This is a genomic window from Micromonospora sp. H61 (assembly GCF_018070325.1).
Classification (GTDB): domain Bacteria; phylum Actinomycetota; class Actinomycetes; order Mycobacteriales; family Micromonosporaceae; genus Micromonospora; species Micromonospora salmantinae.
The window spans coordinates 25,273-49,415 of record NZ_JAGPXY010000033.1 but is presented as its reverse complement, the minus strand read 5'-3'; the positions used below and the strand labels follow the sequence as shown (position 1 = coordinate 49,415).

20 protein-coding genes and 1 pseudogene are annotated in these 24,143 nt (G+C 72.5%); 7 read left to right on the top strand and 14 right to left on the bottom strand.

Annotated features, from left to right (window positions below):
* Positions 1–58: 58 nt before the first annotated feature.
* Positions 59–3,100 (top strand): BTAD domain-containing putative transcriptional regulator, encoded by a 3,042-nt coding sequence (locus KBX08_RS18335; RefSeq protein WP_247669610.1) that lies wholly within the window; start codon positions 59–61, stop codon positions 3,098–3,100.
* A gap of 7 nt (positions 3,101–3,107) precedes the next feature.
* Here the strand turns inward: KBX08_RS18335 and KBX08_RS18330 are convergent, their stop codons facing one another.
* The 6 genes from KBX08_RS18330 to KBX08_RS18305 form a co-directional block, all read right to left on the bottom strand.
* On the bottom strand, positions 3,108–3,662 hold the full coding sequence (locus KBX08_RS18330) for a dihydrofolate reductase family protein (RefSeq protein WP_210784688.1): 555 nt from the start codon (positions 3,660–3,662) through the stop codon (positions 3,108–3,110).
* A gap of 73 nt (positions 3,663–3,735) precedes the next feature.
* A complete protein-coding gene (locus KBX08_RS18325; RefSeq protein WP_210784687.1) occupies positions 3,736–4,302 on the bottom strand; it encodes a hypothetical protein in 567 nt (188 codons plus the stop codon).
* A gap of 17 nt (positions 4,303–4,319) precedes the next feature.
* Complete coding sequence (locus tag KBX08_RS18320; protein WP_210784686.1) at positions 4,320–6,164, bottom strand: S9 family peptidase; 1,845 nt, start codon at positions 6,162–6,164, stop codon at positions 4,320–4,322.
* The gene (locus tag KBX08_RS18315; protein WP_210784685.1) at positions 6,165–7,943 is read right to left on the bottom strand and encodes an N-acetylglutaminylglutamine amidotransferase; all 1,779 of its coding nucleotides are present in this window, start codon (positions 7,941–7,943) and stop codon (positions 6,165–6,167) included.
* Between the two features lie 99 nt (positions 7,944–8,042).
* Complete coding sequence (locus tag KBX08_RS18310) at positions 8,043–10,712, bottom strand: carboxylate--amine ligase/circularly permuted type 2 ATP-grasp protein (protein ID WP_210784684.1); 2,670 nt, start codon at positions 10,710–10,712, stop codon at positions 8,043–8,045.
* A gap of 113 nt (positions 10,713–10,825) precedes the next feature.
* Positions 10,826–11,392, bottom strand: a complete 567-nt coding sequence (locus KBX08_RS18305) for a DJ-1/PfpI family protein (RefSeq protein ID WP_210784683.1) — start codon at positions 11,390–11,392, stop codon at positions 10,826–10,828.
* A 53-nt stretch (positions 11,393–11,445) separates the two neighbouring features.
* On the opposite strand from KBX08_RS18305, the gene KBX08_RS18300 reads away from it, so the two are divergent.
* Entirely contained in the window at positions 11,446–12,390 is a 945-nt protein-coding gene (locus tag KBX08_RS18300) for a GlxA family transcriptional regulator (RefSeq protein WP_210784682.1), read from the top strand.
* Positions 12,391–12,514: 124 nt separating this feature from the next.
* On the opposite strand, the gene KBX08_RS18295 is transcribed toward KBX08_RS18300, so the two are convergent.
* The 5 genes from KBX08_RS18295 to KBX08_RS18275 all read right to left on the bottom strand — a co-directional run bounded on the left by KBX08_RS18295 (position 12,515) and on the right by KBX08_RS18275 (position 16,241).
* Positions 12,515–13,867, bottom strand: coding sequence for a cellulase family glycosylhydrolase (locus KBX08_RS18295; RefSeq protein ID WP_210784681.1), 1,353 nt, complete (start codon positions 13,865–13,867; stop codon positions 12,515–12,517).
* A gap of 110 nt (positions 13,868–13,977) precedes the next feature.
* Positions 13,978–14,580, bottom strand: a complete 603-nt coding sequence (locus KBX08_RS18290) for a dihydrofolate reductase family protein (protein WP_210784680.1) — start codon at positions 14,578–14,580, stop codon at positions 13,978–13,980.
* Between the two features lie 135 nt (positions 14,581–14,715).
* A complete protein-coding gene (locus KBX08_RS18285; RefSeq protein WP_210784679.1) occupies positions 14,716–15,282 on the bottom strand; it encodes a TetR/AcrR family transcriptional regulator in 567 nt (188 codons plus the stop codon).
* A 4-nt stretch (positions 15,283–15,286) separates the two neighbouring features.
* Positions 15,287–15,847: a carboxymuconolactone decarboxylase family protein gene (locus KBX08_RS18280; protein WP_210784678.1), complete on the bottom strand. Its 561-nt coding sequence runs from the start codon at positions 15,845–15,847 to the stop codon at positions 15,287–15,289.
* 34 nt (positions 15,848–15,881) lie between these two features.
* On the bottom strand, positions 15,882–16,241 hold the full coding sequence (locus KBX08_RS18275; RefSeq protein WP_210784677.1) for a hypothetical protein: 360 nt from the start codon (positions 16,239–16,241) through the stop codon (positions 15,882–15,884).
* Between the two features lie 170 nt (positions 16,242–16,411).
* On the opposite strand from KBX08_RS18275, the gene KBX08_RS18270 reads away from it, so the two are divergent.
* Complete coding sequence (locus KBX08_RS18270; RefSeq protein ID WP_210784676.1) at positions 16,412–17,389, top strand: aldo/keto reductase; 978 nt, start codon at positions 16,412–16,414, stop codon at positions 17,387–17,389.
* Here the strand turns inward: KBX08_RS18270 and KBX08_RS18265 are convergent.
* The 3 genes and pseudogenes from KBX08_RS18265 to KBX08_RS18255 all read right to left on the bottom strand — a co-directional run bounded on the left by KBX08_RS18265 (position 17,383) and on the right by KBX08_RS18255 (position 20,472).
* Positions 17,383–18,147, bottom strand: coding sequence for a YqjF family protein (locus tag KBX08_RS18265; protein WP_210784675.1), 765 nt, complete (start codon positions 18,145–18,147; stop codon positions 17,383–17,385). The two genes, KBX08_RS18270 and KBX08_RS18265, sit on opposite strands and share 7 nt — an antisense overlap.
* Before the next feature lie 37 nt (positions 18,148–18,184).
* Positions 18,185–19,342: pseudogene (locus tag KBX08_RS18260) on the bottom strand (winged helix DNA-binding domain-containing protein).
* Complete coding sequence (locus KBX08_RS18255; RefSeq protein WP_210784674.1) at positions 19,339–20,472, bottom strand: epoxide hydrolase family protein; 1,134 nt, start codon at positions 20,470–20,472, stop codon at positions 19,339–19,341. Before KBX08_RS18255 ends, KBX08_RS18260 begins: the two are co-directional and overlap by 4 nt.
* A 62-nt stretch (positions 20,473–20,534) precedes the next feature.
* Between KBX08_RS18255 and KBX08_RS18250 the strand changes: the two genes are divergently transcribed.
* From KBX08_RS18250 to KBX08_RS18235, 4 genes are all read left to right on the top strand, one after another.
* Positions 20,535–21,503 carry a YafY family protein gene (locus tag KBX08_RS18250; protein WP_210784673.1) on the top strand — a complete coding sequence of 323 codons (969 nt, stop codon included), beginning with the start codon at positions 20,535–20,537 and terminating at the stop codon, positions 21,501–21,503.
* Positions 21,504–21,598: 95 nt separating this feature from the next.
* Complete coding sequence (locus KBX08_RS18245; protein WP_210784672.1) at positions 21,599–22,522, top strand: RNA polymerase sigma factor; 924 nt, start codon at positions 21,599–21,601, stop codon at positions 22,520–22,522.
* Positions 22,523–22,636: 114 nt separating this feature from the next.
* Entirely contained in the window at positions 22,637–23,521 is an 885-nt protein-coding gene (locus KBX08_RS18240) for an alpha/beta fold hydrolase (RefSeq protein ID WP_210784671.1), read from the top strand.
* Positions 23,522–23,642: 121 nt separating this feature from the next.
* Positions 23,643–24,104 (top strand): DUF5709 domain-containing protein, encoded by a 462-nt coding sequence (locus KBX08_RS18235; protein WP_210784670.1) that lies wholly within the window; start codon positions 23,643–23,645, stop codon positions 24,102–24,104.
* Positions 24,105–24,143 lie beyond the last annotated feature (39 nt).

The window sequence follows — 24,143 nt, the reverse complement described above, 5'->3', positions numbered from 1 at the left end:
GTGGAGTTTGGTCGGCGCGCTGACGGTTCACTTCGGGTCGCGCGTTACCGGCACTAGGATGACCGCCGTGCAGTTCGGGGTGCTCGGGCCGCTCGCCGTGACCACGGACGCCGGCGAGCCGGTGGTGGTGCCCGGCACCAAGGTGCGGGCGTTGCTGGCCGACCTGTTGGCCAACCGCAACCAGGTGGTCTCGGCGGACCGCCTCATCGACGACCTGTGGGGTGACGACGCCCCCGCCAATCCGGCCGGAGCCCTCCAGGTGCGGGTGTCGCAGCTGCGCAAGGCGCTCAACGATGCCGAGCCCGGCGCCCGCGAGCTGGTCGAGTCCCGGCCACCCGGCTACCTGCTGCGGGTCGACGCGGTCGACGTCGGCCGCTTCGACGAGCTGGCCCGCTGCGCCGACGTCGAGCGGCTGACCGAGGCCCTCGCGTTGTGGCGCGGCGAGGCGTACGCCGACGTGGCCGACGCCGAGTTCGTGCGGGCCGAGGCGGCCCGCCTCGCCGAGCAGCGCCTCGTCGTTCAGGAGCGGTTGGCGCAGGCCCGGCTGGCCCGGGGTGAGCATGACCTGGTGGCCGCGGACCTGGCCGAGTTGGTCGCCAAACACCCGCTGCGCGAAGGACTGCGGGCGGTGCAGCTGCGCGCGTTGTACGCGGCCGGCCGCCAGTCCGAGGCGTTGGAGAGCTACGCCGAGCTGCGGGCCCGGCTCGCCGAGGAACTGGGCCTCGACCCCGGCCCGGAGCTGGTCGCCCTGCACCGCGGGATCCTCGACCAGGACGCCGGCCTGAACGCCCCGCCGAAGGCGGCGGTCATCCGGAACAACCTGCCGGCCCCGCTCGACGAGTTGATCGGGCGGGACGAGGCGCTGGCCGAGCTGCGGGCGCTGCTGCCCCGGCAGCGGCTCGTCACGCTGGTCGGGCCGGGCGGCGTCGGCAAGACCCGGCTGGCCACCGAGACGGCCCGCGCGACGTCCTACCCGGACGGTGTCCGACTGGTCGAGCTGGCCCCACTCCCGGCCGGTGACGCCGGCGTCGCCGAACAGGTGCTCGGCGCTCTGGGCGCCCACGAGGCCGCCGGAACGACCCAGTCCCCCGCCGACCGGGTGGTCACGGCCCTGCGGCACCGGCAGCTGCTGCTCGTGCTGGACAACTGCGAACACGTCATCGAACCGGTCGCCGAGCTGGTCGCCCGGCTGCTGCGCGACGTGTCCGGGGTGAGCGTGCTGGCCACCAGCAGAGAGCCACTCGGGCTGACCGGTGAGCTGCTCTGGGAGGTACCCCCACTGCCGGTGCCGGACGACGGTGACCTGGACGCGGTCCGGCGCTCGGCGGCGGCCCGGCTGTTCGTCGCCCGCGCCGCCGCGCAGCAGCGCGGTTTCCGCCTCGACGGGCAGACCGCGACGGCGGTGGCCCAGCTGTGCCGCCGCCTCGACGGTCTGCCGCTGGCGTTGGAGCTGGCCGCGACCCGGGTCCGCGCGCTGGGCGTACGCGGGGTGGTGGACCGGCTCGACGACCGGTTCCGGCTGCTCACCACCGCGCAGCGGGACATGCCGCCCCGACAGCGGACGCTCACCGCGGTGATCGGCTGGAGCTGGGACCTCCTGGACGAGTCCGACCGGGTGGTGCTCGCCCAACTGGCGGTGTTCCCGGACGGCTGCACCCCGGAGGCCGCCGAACAGGTCTGCCGAACCGACCTGGACGCCCTCGCCCGGCTGGTCGACCGGTCGTTGGTGGTGCTCGACGACTCCGGCGCGGCCCCCCGCTACCGGCTGCTCGAGTCGGTGGCCGCGTTCTGCCTGGAACGCCTCACCGACGCCGACGAGGTACGCGGGCGGCACGCCAGCTACTACACCGAGCTGGCCGAACGCGCCGACCCCGGGCTGCGCGGGGCCGACCAGCAGCGGTGGCTGGCGCTGCTCGACACCGAGCTGGCGAACCTGCGGTCGGCGCTGGCGCACGGTGGCGGGCTGCGCCTGGCGGTCGCGCTGAGCTGGTACTGGTTCCTGCGCGGCCGGCTCACCGAGGCGCGGCGGGCGCTGGCGGTGCCCGGCGACCCGGAGCAGGAGGCCCGCGCGGCACCCTGGCGGGTCGGTTTCGCCCTGTCGCAGGGGGAGGTGATCGCCCCGGACGACGTGCGCGCCGCAGTGGCCGCCGACCCGAGCAGTCACGCCGCGTGGTTCGCTGTCAACGCGCTGATCGAACACGGCGACCTGGCCCTGGTGTCGGAGCTGCTACCCACCGCCGCCACCGACCCGTGGACCGAGGCCGCGGTGCTCACCTCCCTCGCCCACATCGCCCACGCCAACGGTGACCAGGCCACCCTGGAGCGCACCGCGACCCGCAGCGCCGCGCTCTTCGCCGACCTCGGCGACCGGTGGGGTCGGCTCCGGGCGACCGAGTGGGTGGGTGGGCTGGCCGACATGCGCGGCGAGCACGAGCGCGCCGCCGCGCTGCACCGGGAAGGGCTGCGCTGGGCCGAGGAGTTGGCGCTGTGGCCGCAGGTCTGCGCCGAGCTGTCCTGGCTGGCCTGGCTCGCCGTGCAGACCCGCGACTACGCCCAGGCTCGGGAACTGGCCGAACGCGCCTACGATCTGGCGGTGGAGCAGGGCTCGCCCGGCGCGCTGATCTTCGCGGAGATGAGCCTCGGGCTGGCCGCCCGCCGCGACGGCAAGCTCGACCTGGCCGTCACCCACCTCAGCCACCTCGCCGACCTGGGTCGGGGAGAGAGCCAACCCGCGCTCTACCTGCCGATGGTGCTGGTGGAGCTGGGCTACGCGATCGAGCAGGGCGGCGACCCCGACGCCGCGTTGGCCCTGCACATCGAGGCGTTCGAGGTCGCCGAGGCGATGGCGACGATGCGCGACGCGGTCGGCCCCCTGGAGGGGATGGCCGCGGCGGTGCGCTCACCCGAGGTCGCCGCCCGGCTGCTGGGCGCCGCGGCCGCCGCCCGGATCGCCACCCAGTCCCCCGCCGCGCCGGCCGAACGCGACGACACCGACCGGGTGACCGCACGACTGCGGGCCGAACTCGGGCCGGAACGCTTCGACGCGCTGCTCGCCGAGGGCGCGCGGCTGAGCCCGGGCGAAGCCCGGGCCCAGCTCTGAGCGGTGCTCAGGAGGTCACCTTCGGCTGGTACGAGGCGACGATCACGCCGCTCTTGTGCACCCGGGTGTCGACCAGGTCGAACGACCCCTTCACGTCGCTCAGCGGCGCGGTGAGGCTGGGGCCGCCCTCCAGCACCGGGTGGATCCAGAACCGGACCTCGTCCACCAGGCCCGCCCGGATCAGCTGGGCGGTGACCGAGCCGAAGCCGTACTGGATGATGTTCTTGCCCTCCTGGGCCTTGAGCGCGGTGACCGCCTCGACCAGATCGCCCTGGAGCACCTCCGTGTTGTTCCAGGTCGGGTTGGTCAGGGTGGTCGAAGCGACGTACTTCTTGACGTTGTTGAAGTACGCGGCGCCAGTGGTCGGGTCGCTCTCGTCCATGTTCGGCCAGGCGGCGGACATGCCGTCGTAGGTGGCCCGGCCCATCAGCATCGCGTCGGCCTCCTCGGTCTGCGCCCCGGCCAGGCTGGCGGCCTCCTCGTCGAAGTACGGCGCGGTCCACATCGGGTTCTCGATGACGCCGTCGAGGGTGATGTAGGTCGAGTTGATGAGCTTGCGCATCGGGATCTCCTGGGTGTGTGTCGTGCTCTCCGGTGACACCCAGAACTCTGCCGGAGGCCGCTTACGATTCGCTTCAGGTGCCCTTACCCGCGTCGTCGGCCGGGGCCTGCACCGGGTCGGTCGACGGGATCGGCAGCGCCTGCGGGGTGACAGTGCCGCCGCCGGTCGAGTGGGCCGGGGCGGGGCGGTCGCCGCCGCGGCTGTGCAGCCGTCCGCGCCCGGCCGGACCGGCCCGCCGGGTCACCTCGACGGTCACCATCCGCACCGGCGGTGGCGGCGCTGTGAAACGCCCGACGCCCCACCGCACCCAGATCGGGATCCGGCCGGCGTCCGCCTCCGCGCGCAGCTTCTGCACCGTACGGGCCCGGTCGGTGTGGTCGACCTCCACCACGACGGGCGGACCGTCGGGACGGGCACACGCCACGTCGAGCACCGAGTGCCGCTGCTCCAGCGGCGGTGGCAACGGCAGCACGCTGGGCGCGCGCCGGTAGACCCGCCAGCCCTGGGCCTCGGCCCACCGCACCACCGAGTCGATCACCCGCGCGGTGACCTCGTCGGTGTCCAGGTCGACGAAGGTCACCTCGGCCAGCCAGCGACCCAGGTCCGCGGCCAACCGCTCGTCCTGCGCAGCGACCTCCACCGGCGCAGGATAACGCCTCAGCCGACGACGGTCGCGGTCGCGGCGAGGTGCCGGGTCAGCCAACCGGTGGTGGCCGTACGGGCCGCCTCGGCGTTGGTCCGCGACAGGAAGTCGTGCCCCTCCCCGGCGAGCACCAGGTGCCCGTGCGGCACCCCCCGGTCGGCGAGGGCCTGGGCTACCTGCGCCGACTCGCCCGCCGGCACGTTGGTGTCGTTGGCGCCGTGGATCAGCAGCACCGGCACGTCCAGCCGATCGATGTGGGTCAGCGGGGAGAGGTCGCGCAGCAGGTCGGCGTCCCGCTGGGGGTCGCCGTACTTGCTGACGGCGGCGGCGGCGATCCACGGCTCGGTGCCGGCGAAGAAGGTCCGGAAGTCGGAGATGCCGCACTCGGCGACCCCGGCGGCGAACAGACCGGGGAAGTTCACCAGCACCGCGAGGACCAGGTAACCGCCGTAGGAGCGGCCCAGAACGCCGAGCTGGCCGGGCCTGGCGACGCCGGCGTCGACGAGGAAGTCGGCGCAGGCCGCCACGTCGGCGATCGCACCGTAGCGGCCGGCGAGGTTGTCGGCGGCGACGAACGAGCGGCCGAAACCGGACGACCCCCGGACGTTGGGCGCGAAGACCGCGATGCCCTGCGCCACGAGGGCCTGGAACAGTGGGTTGTAGCCGGGGCGCTCCTGCGCCTCCGGGCCCCCGTGCAGGCTGATCGCCGTCGGCCAGGGGCCCTGCCCGGCCGGGCGGTAGAGCCAGCCGGAGAGCGGCAGCCCGTCACGCGCGCGCAGGTCGACCAGTTGCGGCGCGACACCGGCATCGTCAGTGCGCGGGCCGGTGTCCGGCCGCAGCGGGCGCGGCGCCCCGGTCGACGGGTCGACCAGCCACACCTCCCGGGGCTGCACCGACCCCTGCGCGGTGAGGCAGAGCAGGCCGCCGTCGGCGGCGAAGACGGCGTCGCCGAGCACCTCGCCGGGTGCGGTGACGGCACGCTGCACACCGCTGGCGAAGTCGAGCAGGCTCAGCTCGCTGCGCCCGCCGTAGGTGTTCCACAGCAACGCCCCGCGCTGCCCGTCCGCGCTGGGCGTGACGTGTTCCAGCTCGGCGTCCGGTCGCCCGGCCAGCCGGGTCGGCGGCTGCTCCGGTCGGGCCAGGTCGACCCGTACCAGCGCGGCGAGTTCGGAGTACGCGTCGGTGCGGGCCAGCACGCTCGTGCCGTCCGGGCCGAACCAACCCTGGTCGGTGCTGCCCCGCCCGGTATCCGGGAAGAGTCGCCGGCGAACGCCGGTGGCCACGTCGAGCACCTCCAGCCAGCGGGCGTTACGGGGGCCGCGGCGCAGCAGCGCGGTGCCGGCGTCCGGGGTCACGTCCAGGAGGGTGAGCAGGTCGCCCTGGGCGAGCACCCGCCGGTGCCCGGTGGCCGCGTCGACCAGCAGGGCCTGCCCGTGCTCGTCGGTCTCGGTGACCGCCAGCACCGCGCCGTCGGGCAGCCAGCCGGCCAGCGCGGCGCTGCGGCGACCGAACCCGGCGACCTGGTGGCGTCGCGTGCCGTCCGGGCGCAACACCCACAGCTCGGTGCGGGGCGCGCCACCGGGGGCGACGACACAGGCCAACCACTTGCCGTCCGGGGACCAGCTCAGCGCGAGGACCGGCTCGTCGCCGACGGGCAGCGCGACGGGCGGGCCCGCGTCGACCGGGCAGACCCAGACGCCGGGCGTGCCCGCCCGGTCGGAGAGGAATGCCACCTGGCGCCCGTCGGGGGACGGCGCGGGGGCGAAGTCCTCGCTGATCGGCACCGGCGACGACACCGGCCGGTGGCTCGCGGGTCGGGGCCGCCGGGTGGTGCGCGGCGGCTCAATCCGTACGCTCATCTAAACCCCGATCCGCTGCAACCAGAGCTCCAGCAGCCCGAGCTGCCAGAGCGCGTTGGAGCCCAGCGTGGTCCGCTGGGCGTTCGGCGCGTCCAGCAACTCCTCCAGGTAGTCCTTGCGGAACAGGCCCCGCTCGCGCGCCGGTCGGGCGGTCAGCGCGTCCCGCACATCGTCGAGCAGTGGGCCGGAGAGGTGCCGGATGGCGGGCACCGGGAAGTAGCCCTTCGGCCTGTCGATCACCTCGTCCGGGACGATGCCCCGGCTCGCCGCCTTCAGCACCCCCTTGCCGCCCTGCGCCAGCTTCATGCCGGGTGGGCAGGCGGCGGCCAGCTCGACCACCTCGTGGTCGAGGAACGGCACCCGCGCCTCCAACCCCCACGCCATCGTCATGTTGTCGACCCGCTTGACCGGGTCGTCGACGAGCATCACCAGGCTGTCCAGACGCAGCGCCGCGTCCAGCGCGGTGTCCGCGCCGGGCGCGCCGAAGTGCGCGGCGACGAACTCCAGGCTGGCGTCGTGGTCGAGCATCCACTCGGGCGCCAGCTGCCCGCCGAGCACGTCGTGGCGACGATCGAAGAACACCCGGGCGTACGCCTCGACGGCGTCCGCGCGGGCCACGTTGGCCATCGGCGGGTACCAGTCGTAGCCGGCGAGGATCTCGTCGGCGCCCTGCCCGGACTGCACCACTGTGATGCGCTGCGAGACCTCCTCGGAGAGCAGGTGGAACGCGACGCAGTCGTGGCTGACCATCGGCTCGCTCATCGCCGCGATGGCCTGGTGCACGGCGGGCACGAACCGCTTCGCGCCGATGCGGATCTGCTGGTGGTCGGTGTCGAAGTGGCGGGCCATCAGGTCGGAGTAGTGGAACTCGTCGCCGCTCTCCCCCGCCGCCGCCTCGAAGCCGATGCTGAAGGTGGCCAGGCCGGTCTGACCCTGCTCGGCCAGCAGGGCGACGATCAGGCTGGAGTCGAGGCCGCCGGAGAGCAGTACGCCGACCGGCACGTCGGCGACCATCCGCCGTCGTACGGCGGTGCGCAACGCCGCCATGAGCCGTTCCTGCCACTCGTCGGCGGACATGGCGGGGACGGCGCCCCGGTTGAACTCCGGCCGCCAGTAGGTGGTGTCGGTGCTCCGCCCGTCCGTGGTGATCACCCGCACGGTGGCCGGTGGCAGCTTGCGGACCCCGGCGAGGATCGTGCGCGGCGGCGGCACCACCGAGTGGAAGCTCATGTAGTGGTGCAGCGCCACCGGGTCGAGGTCGGTGTCCACGCCACCGGCGGCGAGCAACGCCGGCAGGGTCGAGGCGAAACGCACCCGGCCCGGCCCCTCGGCCAGGTAGAGCGGTTTGATGCCGAGCCGGTCGCGAGCCAGCACCAGGGTGTGCGTGGCCAGCTCGACCAGGGCGAACGCGAACATGCCGTAGAACCGCTCGACGCAGGCCGTCCCCCACCGGTGGTACGCCTTGAGGATCACCTCGGTGTCCGAGGTGGACCGGAAGGAGTAGCCGGCGGCGGTCAGTTCGTCGCGCAACTCCCGATAGTTGTAGATGCAGCCGTTGAAGACCATTGCCAGACCCAGCTCGGCGTCGACCATCGGCTGGGCGCCCGCGTCGGACAGGTCGATGATGCGCAGCCGGCGGTGCACCAGGGCCACCGGCCCCTGCTGCCACCGACCCTCGCCGTCCGGGCCCCGGGAGGCCAGCGCGGGGAGCATCCGCTCGACGGCGGCCAGGTCCGGTGGCGCCCCGTCGAGGCGGAACTCGCCTCCGATACCGCACATGGCACACACCTTTCGTCGGCTGGATCCGCTGGGGGCCGCTGACCGGTCCAGGCTTGGCGGACCGGGTTGCGTCCCGATGACGGGTGGGTCAAGCGTCGGTTACGCCGACGGTTCGTCGGCTCCACCGAGCAGCCAGGTGTCCTTCGACCCGCCGCCGCGTGACGAGTTGACGATCATGCTGCCGGCCGGAGCCACCCGGGTCAGCGCCACCGGCGCGACCTCGGCGGTGTCGCCGAGGAACACGAACGCCCGCAGGTCGACGTGGCGGGGAGCCAGCGCCGTGCCGTCGAAGACCGGGTGGGTGGTCAGCGCGATCATCTCCTGGGCGATCCACCGGTGCGGGGCCGCGAGGATCTGCTCCCGGACGGCGTCCAGCTCCTCCGCCTCGGCACGCGGGCCGATCACCACCCGGTCACCGCCGTACCCGTCGACCGGCTTGAGCACCAGCTCGTCGAGCCGGCCCAGCACCTCGGCCCGCTGCTCGGGCAGCCCACACAGGTACGTCGGCACGTCCCCGAGCAGCGGTTTCTCGCCCAGGTAGTACTCGATCAGCCGGGGCACGTACGCGTACAGCGCCTTGTCGTCACCGACACCGTTGCCCAGCGCGTTGGCCAACGTGAGCCGTCCGGCGTGCACGGCGGCGAGCAGCGGCCAGCCCAGCGGCACCCCGTCCGCGCCAGGCGCGTGCAGCAGCGCCTCCTCGTCCAGCCGCAGGTAGATCACGTCGACCTCGCGGCGGCAGCCCTCGCGGACCAGCCGGACCCGACCCTCCTCCACCAGCAGGTCGCTGGTCTCGGTCAGCGGAACCCCCATCTCGTCGGCGAGCAGCCGATGCTCGAACCACGCCGGATCACCGGGGCCGCTGCTGAGCACCACCACGGCGGGGTCGTCGGCCGCGGCGGGCGCGGCGGCGACCAGCGCCCGGTACAGCATCGCCGGCGTCTCGTCGGCGGGCAGCAGATCCTCCGGCACCGGCAGCTCCGGCAGCACCGCCTGGGTCAGCCGACGGTTCTGCACCGCGTAGCCGATCCCGGAGGGCACCCGCAGGTTGTCCTCCAGCACGTACCAGCCGCCGTCCGGGTCCCGGACGAGGTCGGTGCCGGACACCTGGGCGCGCGTGCTCCGTCGGCCCATCAGCGCCCCGGTCGGGCGCAGCCCGGGTGAGGACTCCACCACCCACGCCGGAACCACGCCGTCGGCCACGACGGCCCGGTCGGCATAGACGTCGCGCAGGAACGCGTCGAGGGCGCGGGCGCGTTGCACCAGGCCGGTACGCAGGGTCCGCCAGTCGGCGGCGGGCACCACCCGGGGCACCAGGTCGACCGGGAAGAGCCGGGTGCTCGCCTCGCCGGCCACGCTGAACGTCACGCCCCGGGCCCGCTGCTCCTCGTCCCGGTCGTGTTCGCGTTGGCGCAGGGCGCCGGCTCCGAGTTGGCGCAGGGCCGCGAGCATCGGGGCGTACGCCGGTTGCGGTCCGGCCGGTCCGAAGACCTCGTCGCCGGCGTCGGCGTACGTGGGCAGCGCCGGCGGTGTCGGCGCACCCGGCAGCGGACCGCGGACCCGGCCCCGGGTCTCGTCGAGCAGCAGGTCGACCACGTCGGCCAACCGGCCCCGTCGCTCGTACGCCCGCCGCTGCCGGGCGGCGGAGCTGCCGCGTTCCAGCGCGTACCGGGTCAGCTCGCCGACCTGCTCCCAGTCCCCGGTCGCCTCCAACTGTGGGCGCAGGTCGGTCACCAGGCGGCGGACCGCCTGGGCGGCCGGCACCGGTCGGGCCGACCGGGGCAGGTCGAGCAGGTCACCTTCCAACCCGGAGCGGGCGGCCCGCCACACGGCGGCGCGCAGCACCGGTGGTCGTACGGCAGTGCGCTCCGCCCCGGCGCGCAGGGCGGCGACCTCCCGCCGGACGAGCGCCCGGAACAGGCCGGTGAGCAGGACGATGGTCTCCACGTCGGCGTTGGCGTCGGTGATCCGCAGCTCCACCGTGGGCACGTGCGCCGACGGCCGGACGTCGAAATAGATCATGGCGGGGTCGGTGATGGTCTCGGAGGAGATCAGCTCGGCGACCAGCGCCTCGTGGTCCGCGGCGCTGGTCACCTCGCCCGGGTCACCGGCGGTGGGCCAGCGCTGCCAGACCAGGGACCGGACGCTGGCATAGCCACTGTCCTGGCCCATCCAGTACGGCGAGCTGGTGGAGAGGGCGAGCAGCACCGGCAGCCACGGCTGGACCCGGCGGGTGACCGCCACCGCCAGGTCCCGGTCGGAGACGCCGACGTGCACCTGCGCGCCGCAGATCAACTGCTCCCGGGCGAGCAGCTGGTACTCGTCGAGCATCCGCCGGTAACGGGAGGTGGGGGTGACGCTGGGGTCGCCGTCGGCGCGCAGCGGCACCGTGCCGGCCGCCACGATGCCCAGACCGGCCCGGTCGGCGACCTGGACGGCCGCCTGACGCAGCCGGGTCAGCTCGGCACGGATCTCGTCCAGGGTGCGGCAGACCGCGGTGTTGGTCTCCACCACGCTGCGGTGCAGCTCGGCGGTGAACGAGGCCGCCGGCAACCGGTCGAGCAACTCTCCGGCGCGGGGCACCAACTCCCGGGTGTGCAGGTCGACGACGTGGAACTCTTCCTCCACCCCGATCGTGGCCAGGTCCGCCGGGTCGCCGTCGTCCAGCGACAGGAGCGGGTTCGTACGGGGGGTGGGCAGCGTCCGGCCGTTGCCGGACCGGCCCACCGGCTCGTCGTACGTCGGCGCGTTCGTGGTGTTGTCGGCCATGGTCACCCCGGTTCGCGTGTCGGTGGTCTCGACTGTCCGACGAGCGTTCCCAGGGTTGGTACCGGGGGTGTTTCCGGCGCGTTAAGGTGACGCGCCCGTTCTGTCCGGGCTGCTCAGCGACGCGGCGCCCGGTACTCGATGGACGCCGCGACCCGATCGGCAGTGGCGGCGCCGAGTTCCCGTTCGGTGAGCCACAGACCCAGATCGAGCCCGGACGAGAGCGCGCCAGCGGTGACCCGGTCACCGTCGTCGACCGCCCGCTCGTCGAGGACTGTGACGTCGTGGGCGCGCAACTCGTCGTACGCGTTGCGGTTGGTGGTCGCCCGCCGGCCGGTCAGCAGGCCGGCGGCGGCGAGCAACAGCGCACCGGTGCACACCGACGCCATCCACCGCGCCGATGGCGCCAACGCCGCCAGCTTCGCCGGCAGCACACCGCGCTGCGCCTGCGCCCAGGCCCCCTCGGGGGCCCGGTTCAGCCATCCGCCACCTGGGACGACCACGCCGTCGGTCTGACCCAGCACCTCGGGCACCTGAAGTTGGACACCACGCATGCTGGTGACCGGCCCCGATCGTTCGACGGCGACCAGCGCCACGTCGAAGCCGGCCATCGACAACACCTCGAACGGCCCGAAGACGTCCAGTTCGTCGAAGCCGTCGAACACCACGATCTCAATTCGCATACGGCCCAGAATCTCCTGCCGACCGGGCGGCGGCGAGTGGCATCCTTGCCATCATGCGTAAGAAACCCGCCACGCATCGGGTCGCCGTCCTCGCCCTACCCACTGTTGTCGCGTTCGATCTGACCATCGCGACGCAGGTGTTCGGCCACGAGGGCCACGGCCGGTACGCGATGAAGGTGTGCGCACTGGACGGTGGTCCGGTCACCACCACCACCGCCGGCCTGGAGCTGACGGTCGCCGCGACGCTCGACGCGCTCGACGGTGCCGACACGGTGATCGTTCCCGGATTCCGCCGTGGCCCGGCACCGCCGCGTGCTCTCGAGGCCCTGCGGCAGGCACACCGTCGTGGCGTCCGCATCGCGTCGATCTGCACCGGCGCCTTCGCGCTGGCCCAGGCCGGTCTGCTCGACGGCCGCCGCGCGACCACCCACTGGGCACACGCCGACGCGCTCGCTCGCGAGCATCCACTGGTGTTCGTGGACGCGAGTGCGCTGTACGTCGACGAAGGCGAGGTGATCACCAGCGCCGGACTCGCCGCCGGTCTGGACATGTGCCTCTACCTCGTCGGCCGCGACCACGGGCAGGCTGCTGCCATCCAACGGGCCCGCCACATGGTCACGCCGCTGCACCGAGCCGGCGGTCAGGCCCAGTTCATCCCGGTCGGCGTTCCGGGTGAGGGCGACGAATTGGCCGGGGTCATCACGTGGGCGAGCGGCAACCTGCACCGCCCGATCACCGTCGCGGACCTTGCCCGGCAGGGTGTGATGTCCAGCCGTACGCTGCACCGCACCTTCCAGAGTCGGTTCCGGATGAGCCCACGAGCGTGGTTGATCCAGCAACGGCTGCGTGCCGCCTGCACCCTGCTCGAGAACGGCGGGATCACCATCGACGAGGTCGCACGGCGTACCGGCCTGGGCACGGCGACCAACCTCCGTGCGCATTTCCAGCGGGCCTTCGCCACCACCCCTACCGCGTACCGGCGGGCTTTCACACAGTGACCCTTCGGCGGTGGCGGTGGCGTGGCCGTGGTGGCGGTCGGTGATGTCGGGGTGTCCCGCCGGCCTGGACACCCCGACATCAGCAGTCTCGATTCGATCAATCCCGGTCAAGCAGGGGCCGGGATCACCTCATGTTCGTCACCACGAACGGCGCGTGGCCGTGCAGGTAGTTGGTCCACCCACCGGTCACCGGCGCCCCCGGGCTGAGCAGATTGGTGGTGTCGGTGCCGACGTCGAGCTTCCAGGCCGTCCAGGAGATGCCGTTCGCCTTCATCCAGTCGATCCAGGACTGCGCCTCCGGCAGGCAGGCCCGACCGTCGAGGCCGCCATCGGCGTTGCTGGCGCCCCACTCGGTGACGAACAGCGCCAGACCCGCGCGGATCGCCGCGTCGCCCTTGGCGCGCAGCGACGCCCCGTGCGTGCAGGAGTAGAAGTGCAGGGTGTACATCAGGTTGGTGCCGGTGACCGGGCTGGCCGCAGCGACGTCCACGTCCTGTGACCAGGTCGGGGTGCCGAGCACGACGATGTTGTCCGGGTCGGCGGCGCGGATCGCGGACACCACTGCCTGGTGGTACGGCTTGATGACGTTGGTCCAGCTGACCTGGAGCGGCTCGTTGTAGGGCTCCCAGATGACGTTGGGCAGGTGGCCGTACCGGCGGGCCAGGTCGCCGAAGAACGCCACCGCCTGGGACTGGTTGTTCTGCGCCTCGTGCGCGTGCCAGTCGACGATCACGTAGACCCCGGCGGTGACCGCGTTGTTGATGATGGTCTCCACCTGCGCGCGCGCCTTGGCCGGATCACTGAGGTACGCCCCGGCCGGCTCCACGCCCATTGCCGCGCGGATCACCTGCAGGTTCCAGTTGTCGCGCATCCAGGTCAACGCGGAGAGGTTCTCGGCGTACGGGGCGGTCTCCCAGTTGAGCCACATGCTGCTGATGCCCCGCAGCTGCACCCGCGCGCCGGACCTGTCGCACATCGTGGTGCCGCAGACCCGCAGTTGCCCGTGCCGCTCGACCGGCGTACCGGTGGTCGGCGGCGGCGTGGTCGGCGGCGGGGTCGTGGGCGGCGGGGTGGTCGGGGGCGGGCCGCCGGCGCAGGACGCGCCGTTCACTGTGCAGTTGACCGGGGTGCCGGTGCCGTTGACGAGGAAGCCGAACGAGGTGGAGGCGCCGGCGGCGAGGGTGCCGTTCCAGGACACGTTGGCGAAGGTGTAGTGGCTGCCCGAGGTGCTCTGTTGCGCGTTCCACGACTGGCTGACGGTCGAGGAGGACGGCAGGTCGAACTCGACCCGCCAGCTGGTGATCGGTGCGGAGGTGTCGTTGGTGACGGTGACCTGCCCCTGGTAGCCGTTGCCCCAGTTGTTCGTCACGGAGAACACGGCTGTCGCCGCGCTGGCCGGCGTGGCGGCGACAAGTGCCACCCCACCGGCGAGCAGGCCGGCGACGGCCAGGGTCGTGACAAGTCTCAGTGTGCGCATACGGAACCCGCTTCGGATCGACGGTGATGGCCTGAGGCGGGGCGGCGCCTGCGCGCAGGATATAGATCAATCCCTATGGGGGCAAGATGGGGGATTGGTCCCCGCGGCGCTCAGGTCGTTGGGCGTACCCGGTAGGCCAGGTGGGTGACGCCGTCGCCCTCGACGACGCTGAACGGGCCGTCCAGCTGAAGTGGCGCGATCTTCAGGTCGGCGAAGAGCGGGATGCCGGCACCGAGCAGGACCGGGACGAGTTCGACGTGCACCTCGTCGAGCAGGCCGGCCTCGACGACCTGGGCGGCGATGGTGCCGCCGTTGACACCGACCTCCTTGTCGCCGGCGATCGCCTTCGCCCGGGCGATCGCGCTCTCGATGCCGTCGGTGACGAAGACGAAGGAGTCGTTCTCGGGTGCCCAACCCTCCGGCACGCTGTGCGTGACCACCACGACGGGCACGTCCAACGGATGCCGGCCACCCCACCCGCTGGTGATGTCGAAGAGCCGCCGGCCGACGACGAGCGCGCCGGTCCGCTCGGTGAGAGCCCGCAGGTGCCGGGCGCTCGTGGCGGAGGTCCGAAAGGTCAGCTCGGGGTCGGCCGTCGGCGTCTCGACGTCGCCGTTCTCGTACCACTGGAAGAGGTACTCGAAACCACCGTGGGACGCGTCCGCGATGTAGCCGTCCAACGACATCGTCGCCCAGGTCGTCACCTTCGTCATCGATCCACTCCTCGGTCCGTGCCGTGTCGACTCGTCGGCGAGGCCGGCTGCCTCCGGCCCTCGACCCATTGTCGAAGCCGGCGCGACCGCCCTCGACCCGTCGGTCGAGCTTCCCCCCAGTGTCAGCCTTGGCCGTCAGGGGCGCAGCGCGTTGAGCACGAGGTCGGCGTACCGGCGCCACACCGCCGGGTCGCGCTCGTCGAGCACGATGAGCTGCCGGACCGCTCCGCAGAGGATTACCCGGATGTCCAGCTCCCCGGCGTCCGGGCGAATCTTGCCGGACGCTCGGGCCGCCGCCACCAGTTGCCCGATCAGATCCAGGATGCGCGCGGCGGGCACCAGCCTGCCCTCGAAGAACGCGTCGGCGAGGACCCGGTCGCGGGCGAGGCGTCCGAACAGGTCGGGCACGAAGGAACACCACTCCCGGTACGCGTCGGCGCCGTCGAGCGCCGCGCGGGTGCGCTGCTCCAGCTCCTGAAACTGCCGCTGGACGACCGCGACGATCAGGTCTTCCTTGCTGGGGTAACTGCGGTACACCGTGGCGCGGCCCACCCCGGCCCGCTCCGCCACCTGCGGCACCGTCACCTGGAGACCCTGCTCGCTGAAGAGTTCCCGGGCGGCGGCGATGACCCGCTCCTGGTTACGACGGGCGTCCAGACGCCGGTGGGGAGCATCCGGGTCGCTCGGCGTCGGTGGGGTCATGGCCTCAGTCTGCCCGCTCGGTCTCGTCGGTCAGCAGCGGCTCGTCGCCGTAAACGGTGGTGAGTTCGACGTCGAGCACCGTGGCCACCCGGCCGAACGACCAGTAGTAGCCGATCACCTGGAGCACCTCGACGATCTCGCGCTCACTGAGGGTGTTCCGCGCCTGCTCGAAGAGGTCGTCGGGAACGCGCGGTGACCGCACCACCTCGGCGGCGAACCGGATGAGCGTCCGGTCGTACCTGGAGAGGTGCGGGTTGTCGGCGTCCCGGCTGCTGATGATCTCCCGGGTGCGCTCGTCGACGCCGGCCGCCTCGGACATCGGAGCATGCTGGGCCGCCACGAACTCGCAATCGGTGTACTCGGCCACGGTGAGGATGACCAGTTCCCGCGAGCGGGCGGGCAGCTCCAACGAGGTGAACTGCGCCCTCGCGAGCTGGATGAAGAGGTTCACCGTGCCGGTCGAGTGGGTCAGCATCTTGACCATCGGGTCGGGCGGCAGGGCGGACAGGACGTCGCGGACGTCGGCCGGAATCGCGTTCGGGTCGGGGTCGGCAAGGCGGGGCATGGCTCTGTCTCCTGCGTTGGTCGTCGAGACGGTTTCAGGCGGGCAGGTCGAAACCCGTCTCGCTGAGGTGGCGGAAGCGGCCGTCCTCGGCGTACGTCCCGAAGATGGCGATCTCCCGTCGGGCGGTCGACCCGTCGGCCAGGGTGATCTCGTAGACGTGTCGTTCGGCGTAGCGGAGACCGTCGCGCAGCTCGTCGAGGACCCGCACGGTGCCGCTGGCGATCTGACCGCGTACCCGGGTCACCATCGCGACGAATCCGGCCCGGTCGAGGGTCTCGCCGTCGCTGCGGTGGGTGTAGTCGGGGGCGTAGAACTCGTCGAGCGCCTCGGTCAGGTCGCGCGTCGGCTCGAAGACCACGGCGCGCAGGGCGTCGCTGATCCGTACCGGATTCATGGGGCTCCTCGTGGGTCGCCGTCGGGCACATCCGGACTCGTAGGTCCGCTTAGCGCCCACCGTACCGGACTCCCGAGTCCACTTCCGGTGAGAGTCGTCACGTGCCCGGGGAGCAGCCGCACCCACCACGGCGGGTGCGGGTCCGCCGGTCCGGTCGTAGCGTGGGGCGCATGCGAACCACCACGCTGGGCAGCACCGGGCCCGAGGTCGGCGTCATCGGCCTCGGCTGCATGGGCATGAGCCACGGCTACGACATCACCGGCCCTCGCGACGACGACACCTCGATCTCCGTCATCCGACAGGCACTGGACCTGGGCGCGACGCTGATCGACACGTCGGACGTGTACGGGCCGTACACCAACGAGGAGCTGGTCGGGCGGGCGCTGGCCGGCGGGCACCGGGATCGGACCGTGCTGGCCACGAAGGTCGGCCTGGTGGCCACCTCCCCCACCGGCGGCCCCGGCAACTCACCGAAGATCGGCAACAACGGCGGTCCAGAGCACATCCGAGCGGCGATCGACGACAGCCTGCGCCGGCTCGGCACCGACCACGTCGACCTCTACCAGCTTCACCGGGTCGACCCGGAGGTGCCCATCGAGGAGTCCTGGGGTGCGATGGCCGAGGTCGTGGCGGCGGGCAAGGCCCGGCAGCTCGGCCTGTCCGAGGTGACTGTCGCGCAGATCGCGCGGGCCCAGGCGGTGCACCCGGTGGCGTCGGTGCAGTCCGAGTTGTCACTGTGGACGCGCGACCCGTTGACCGAGGTGTTGCCGTACTGCGCCGAGCAGGGCATCGCCTTCCTGCCGTTCTCCCCACTCGGTCGCGGTTTCCTCGCCGGCCGGTTCAGCTCGTTCGACGACCTGCCCGCCGACGACTTCCGGCGCGGCCTACCGCGCTTCCAGCAGGACGCGCTGCGCGCCAACCTCGCCATCGTCGCCCGGGTCCGGGAGATCGCCGACCGGGCCGGCTTCAGCCCCGCGCAGGTCGCCCTCGCGTGGGTGGTCGCCCGGGGTGACCAGGTCATCCCGATCCCCGGCACCAAAACCCCGAAGTACCTGGTGGACAACTGCGCGGCCGCTGACGTGCGGCTCAGCGCCGAGGACCTGGCCGACCTGGACGCGCTGCCCGCGCCCGAGGGTGGCCGCTACTGAGGCTCCGGCGGCCCGGCACCAGGCGGCCGGGCCGCCACCGGCGGGCCGAACCTGACCCCGACACCTGGCGAGTAGAGCACGCTGACCGGTGGCCCGACCGGTGCCGGCAGCCCGGCGGCGGCCACCAACTCGTCATCCAGGTGCAGCACCTCGGCCCGGTGCAGCGGCCAGCTCGGATGCCAGTTCGGCAGGTGCAACGTGCGCCCGTACGCCCGGGTGTGCAGCCCCCAGCGGGCGGTGACGAAGTGTTCGAGCGGGGTCGGCTCGGCGATCGGCTCCCCCACCCGCACCACCATCCGGCTCGTCGCGCCCGCCGGCCCCGGCCAGCGTCGCCGGCAGCGGTAGGTGCGACGGTCGCCGTCGCGGTCCAACCGCATCGACGACCAGAGGTACGGCAGGCGCAGCGTCGCCCGCGCCACCAGCACCGGCAGCAGTCGAGACGCGTCGAGCGACCGGAACACGACGGCTCGTCGGCCGGCGTCGTCGACTGAGTAGAGCCGGACGTTCGTCTCCCAGAAGGTGCCGAAGTACGGCATCCCCGGGCCGCGGCCGAAGCCCAGCCCGACCATCCGGAAACCGATCAGGCCCACGTAGCTGATCCCCTGCAGCGTGTCCGGACGAGTGCCGGCGGGCAGCAACGGCGCGACCACCTCCGGAGCGACGGCCCAGTGCAGGAAGGTGAGGTCCTCCCAGCGCTGACGCAGGAGCGCCCAGGGGAACGCCTGCCGGGGCGCGTGGTCGACCGGCTCGGGGTGCACGCTCTCATAGTGGCCCAGGCGGTGGCCCGGCGTGGCCTCAGGCGTGCGGACCGACACTGACGGTGCCGATGGTCAGCGACGCCCTGCCCTCCAGGATCTCGCCGACCCGTTCGACCTCCTCCCCCAACGCCCGCTGCTGGGCGGCGCCGAGCGTCCGCAGCGGCTCGACGGTGACCCGGATCGCGCGGCCGGAGCGGCGTTGATGCCACACGCCGGCGACCACCCCGTCGACCAGCAGCACCGGATAGTTGCCGGCCTGGCCACCGGCGAGCGCCCGCTCGGCGGCGGCTCCGGGAAACACCCGTTCGCGGGGGTGGCAGCCGACGGCGTACGCGTCGAAGTACGGCAGCAGCCGCAACCCGGACGGCCGGTCGTCGGGGAATTCGGTGTCGTCGGCGCTCACCCAGGACCGGGTGCCCTCCACCGTCACCTCGGCCAGGTCCAGCGAGTCGAACAGCGACGTCCCCCACCCCGCCGGCACCCCGAGCCACCGGGCGAACTATGCCGGGGTGGCCGGCCCGTACGCGTGCAGGTAGCTGCGGACGAGGGCGGCCAGGGCGGCGGGACCGGGCATCGGCGCGAAGTCGGGCAGCCACCGGGTCGGGCTGGTGTACGTGCTGGCCCGACCGCGATTCGGGCCGAAGCAGATCACTCCGCCCCGGGTGGCGGCGGTCATCGCGGCGATCCACCGGGGCCATTTGTCCTGGAACGCCTCCATGACCAGGTCACCCGCCCATGGGCCGGTGCGGGCGACGATCTCCTCGGTCAGCTCGGCGGTGGTCAGGTCGGCCTCGGCAACGGCGTCGGCGATGGCCGCGAGGACCTGCTCGGTCTGCCGGGGCGTCAGCAGGACCGCACTGCGCTCCCACGAGGGGGTCGGCAACGTGGTCAGCGCGCCGACCCACATCGGCAGGTCCGCCGCGGCGAGCAGGTGCACGGTCCCGCGTGGCCCACGGGTCTTGACCAGGGTGCGGTCGGTCCACAGTGCCCGGCGCACCAGGGCGCGGGTCGTGCCCGGCACCCGCAGCCCGATGGACAGCTCGGCGGCCGACGCGACCTGGGCGTGCGCGCCGCTGATCGCCGACACCACCTCGGCGACGCGCACCGCGTCCGGTGCCGCGTCCGCCGCCGGCGTGCGGAGCCGGTGCCGCTGTAGTCGTCGGGCGGACACCTGCGCCCAGCTCAGCTCGGTCATCGCAGGCCCTCGAAGAACGCGCGGATGTCCGCCGCGTGCGCCAGCGGCTCGTCCATCGCCACGAAGTGGCTGCCCGGGTTGCCCTGCGGCCAGTGGACGATGGTGTTGTCACGCTCGGCGATGCGGCGCATCAGCGCGGAGCCGCCGCCGTACACACCGGACGGCACCCGCCGCTGGCCCGTCGGCCAGACGAAACCGCCGTCGTCGGCGACGGTGAGTCGCTCGTACATGGGCCACGACGACGTTCCCGAGGTGCCGGTGAACCAGTAGAGGCTCACATTGGTGAGCAGGTGGTCCCGGTCGATGGCCTGCTCCGGCGTCGGCACCGTCATGGTGAACTCCTTGAACTTGTGCATCATCCAGGCCAGCAGCCCGACCGGCGAGTCGTTCCAGGCGTACGAGAAGGTTTGCGGCGCCGCCCGCAGCAACGCGTGATGGTCGACGCCGCCGCTCATCCACTGCTGCATCTGATCCCACTCGGCGCGTTCCGCCACGCTCATGTCCGGCACGTCGGCGGCCGTCGGAAAGCCGAACCCGCCGTCGATGTGCACGCCGACGACCTGCTCCGGCGCCACTGCGGCGACCCGTGGCGCGATGTACGCGCCGAGGTCGCCACCCTGGGTGCCGTAACGGTGGTAGCCGAGGCGGGCCATCAGCTCGGCCCACATCCGGGCGAGCCGGTCGATCGTGAACCCGGCCGGCGGCGCCTGCGAGAAACCGTATCCGGGCACCGACGGCACCACCACGTGAAACGCCTGCGCGGGATCCCCGCCATGAGCGCGTGGGTCGGACAGCGGGCCGATCAGCTCGGTGAACTCGACCACCGAGTTCGGCCAGCCGTGCGTCAGCAACAACGGCAACGCGTCCGGCTCCGGCGAGCGGACGTGCAACACATGCACATCCAGACCGTCGATCTCGGTGACGAGCTGGGGGAAGTCGTTCAGACGAGCCTCGTGGGCCCGCCAGTCGTAACCGTTCGCCCAGTACTCGGTCAGCTCGCGCAGGTACTGCACCGGCACCCCGCGGCTCCAGCCGGTGCCGGGCAACGAGCGGGGCCACCGGGTTCGGGAGAGCCGGTCACGCAGGTCGTCGACGTCCGCCTGCGGGATGTCGATGCGAAAGGGCGTCATGCCGGAAACGCTACGGCCCATATAGGACAGGTTCTGGCACACATCGCTGGCATCCTGGGATCATGTCCGACACCCCCGCCCGACTACTGGGCCTGCTGTCGCTGTTGCAGACGCCCCGCGAGTGGCCCGGCAGCGAGCTGGCCACCCGGCTCGGCGTCAGCCTGCGCACCATCCGCCGCGACGTGGAACGACTGCGCGACCTCGGCTACCCGGTGCAGGCGACGATGGGCGCGATCGGCGGATACCGCCTGGTCGCCGGCAAGGCGATGCCGCCGCTGCTGCTCGACGACGACGAGGCGGTGGCGATCGCTGTCGGTCTGCGCACCGCCGCCGGTCACGCGGTGGCCGGCATCGAGGAGGCCTCGGTGCGGGCGCTGACGAAGCTCGAACAGGTGCTGCCGTCCCGGCTGCGGCACCGCGTCAGCGCGCTGGGGGCGGCCACCGAACCACTGCTCACCTGGGACCAACCGACTGTCGACCCGGAGCACCTGAGTGCGCTGGCCGCCGCCGTCAACAATCGTGAGCAGCTACGGTTCACCTACCGCCGTCGCGATGGCGTGGACACCGAGCGGCTCGTCGAGCCGTACAAGCTGGTGTCGGCGGGCCGGCGCTGGTATTTGGTGGGCTACGACAACGACCGCGACGACTGGCGGATCTTCCGGCTCGACCGGATCACCGACCTGCGGCCCACCCGGGCCCGGGTCGCCGCCCGACAACTGCCGGCGTCCGACGCCGCCTCGTTCATGACGGAGAAGCTGCTTGAGCTGACGCCCGTCTACCGGGCGGTGGTGACGTTGCACGCGCCGATCGAGCGGATGGCGGGCCCGCTCGGTGGCACCGGCGTCGATCTGGAGCCGATCGACGCGACCTCGTGCCGGTTACGCAGCAATGCCGACACTCTGGAGTGGCTGGCGTGGCGCCTGCTGACTCTCGGTTGCGACATGGAGGTGCACGAGCCTCCGGAGTTGATCGTGCACCTGCGGCAGATCGGCTCCCGGGCGACCCGCGCCGCCAGCTCGTCCGCAGCGTAGGACGGCCGACCGGCCCGGGGCACCGGCACGCCGCTGCGCCGTACGCTTGATGGAGCACATGCGTTCAGAACAGGCGTTTCGGGGAGGAACTGGGCGTGACGCAGAGCGACGGGGAGCTGGTAGTGCTCGCGCAGGCGGGAGACGCGGCCGCGCTGGGGGCGCTGCTGGCACGGCACGAGGCCGCGATGCGGGCCGTCGCGCTGAGCGTCCTCGGTTACGGGCCGGACGCCGAGGACGCGGTGCAGGACACGATGGTCGTCGCCCTGCGTCGCATCGGCGAGGTCCGCGACCCGAACGCCGTCGGCCCCTGGTTGCGGGCCATCGTCCGCAACAACAGCCGGATGGCGTTGCGCGGGCCCAGAGCCGTCCCGGTCGCCGAACCCGAGTGGTTCACCCGCCCCGCCGACACACCCACCCCGGAGGAGGCACTGGACCGGGCCGCGATGCGCGACTGGGTGTGGCACTCCATCGGTCAACTGTCCGAACCTGACCGGCTCGTCACCCTGCTGCGGTACTTCAGCGACGCGTCCTCGTACGAGCAGATCGCGGCCGTGTGTGGCGTGCCGGTCGGCACCGTCCGCAGCCGCCTCAGCCACGCCCGCCGGGCGCTCGCCGGCGGCCTGCGGACGGCGGCGGACGCCGCGCACCCGGACGTCGCCGCCTCGAACGACTCGCGGTGGCGGGAGGGCCAAGACATGATCACCACGGCGATGGGCGGCGACTTCGAGCGGGTGGTCCACGAGAGCTGGTGGCCGGACGCCGAGATGATCGTGCCGGGCGGTCCGCGCGGTGGCCGTGACCTGGCCATCAACGGTATGAACCGCGACCTGACCGCCGGGGTACGTCAGCGGCTGCGCAACGTGGTGGCCAGCGGCGACGTGCTGATCTGGGAAACCGACCTGATCAGCCCACCCGACGACCCGGAGCACTGCCCACCCGCGGCGCTGTGGTTGCAGGTGCTACGCGAGGGCCGGGTGCGCCAGCTCACCCTCTTCCATCCCGTCCCCGCGCTGGTCTGAAAAAACTTCTCCGACCGAGCGAACTTTCCTCCCGACCCGCGCATCTGGTCCGCGTCATTGCATCAGTCGCCGTGTCGGCCGACGCCGCGCGGGTCTCGGATCGGGAGATAGTTCATGGGTTTCACCAGCCACGACGCCAGCGCCCTCGCACCCGGCGCCCACACGTTCACAGTGGATGGCGTTCGGCAGGTCTACCACGTCGCCGGCACCGGTCCGGTCTGCGTGGCGCACTCCGGCGGCCCGGGCATCGAGTGGGCCTACCTGCGGACGCCCAGCCTTGAGACGCACTTCACAATGGTCTACGTCGAGCCGGTGGGCACTGGCGCGTCGGGGCAGCTCGACAACCCCGACAACTACCGTCTCGACACGTATGTCCGGTTCCTGCACGCCGTCGTCGAGCACCTCGGCGAACCCCGGGTGTACCTCCTCGGGCACTCGCACGGCGGTTTCGTCGTCCAGCGGTACGCGCTCGCCCACCCGGACCGGATCTCCGGCCTCGCCCTGTACGACACCTCGCCCGTCACCGGCGCCGAGTTCTGGGGCGAGGCCATAGCCGGCCTCGCCGCCTACCCGCAGCGGCACCCGGACCGGCCGGAGGCGGCAGCGGTCCCGGCTGCCTTCGCGCAGATCGGCGGCGCGACGGACGACGAGTCGTTGGGGGCCGCTCTGCGCGCCGCCCTGCCGGTTTACTTCGCGGACTTCTGGGGCCGACAGGACGAGTTCGCCCCGTTTCAGGCGGCCGTCCGGATCTGGGCGACGCCGGCCGGCGCGCAGGACCCCACGCCCTTCGACGTGCGGGAGAACCTCGGTGAGATCACCGTGCCCGTCGTGGTGATCGTCGGGGCGTACGACTTCATCTGTGGCCCTCGCTGGGCCGAGCAGTTGCACGCGGGGCTTCCGGACTCGCGGCTGGTGACGCTGGAGCGAAGCGGACACTTCGCGCACATCGAGCAGCCGGTGGAGTTCACCGACGCCGTGGCGGAGCTGCTGAAGCGGTGACCCACAGTGGCACCGCCCGTCCCGAGGTCCGTTCGTCACAGCGGGCAGACCTCGGCGGGCGGACGCGTTGCATGGTCATAGGCTGAGCGCTTTGCTGCACCGTGACGAAGAGGAGACCGCCGTGAGCCAGACCGAACGGATGGATTCCGTCGACGAGTGGAACGTCGCCGAGGACGACGGGGTCCTGGACGCCTCCGACACCCTCGACGACGACCGGGTCGGCGACCCCCTCGACACCGGCATCATCGCCGAGGACCACTGGACGGCGGCAAACCGGTTCGGCACCACGCCGGCCGAGGAACGCGCGGGCGAGTCCCTGGCGCAACACCTCGCCCAGGAGGTGCCAGATGTCGACCCGTACGCCGAGGGTGGCGACGACGAGGACGAGCTGACCCGTCGGGGGTACGAGGCGGAGGCGCGCGCCGGCCGTCTCGTCGCCTACGACGAGGGCGTCCGCGAGGACGACGAGGCCGAGTCGGTGGCGTGGGATGCCGGCATCGACGCGGGTGCCGCCAGCGCGGAGGAAGCGGCGGTCCACGTGGTCGAGGACCCGGACGGGCCCGGCGACGGTCCGTTGCGCTGACGCCGAACCGCCGCGCCCGGCACCTCACGGGGTGCCGGG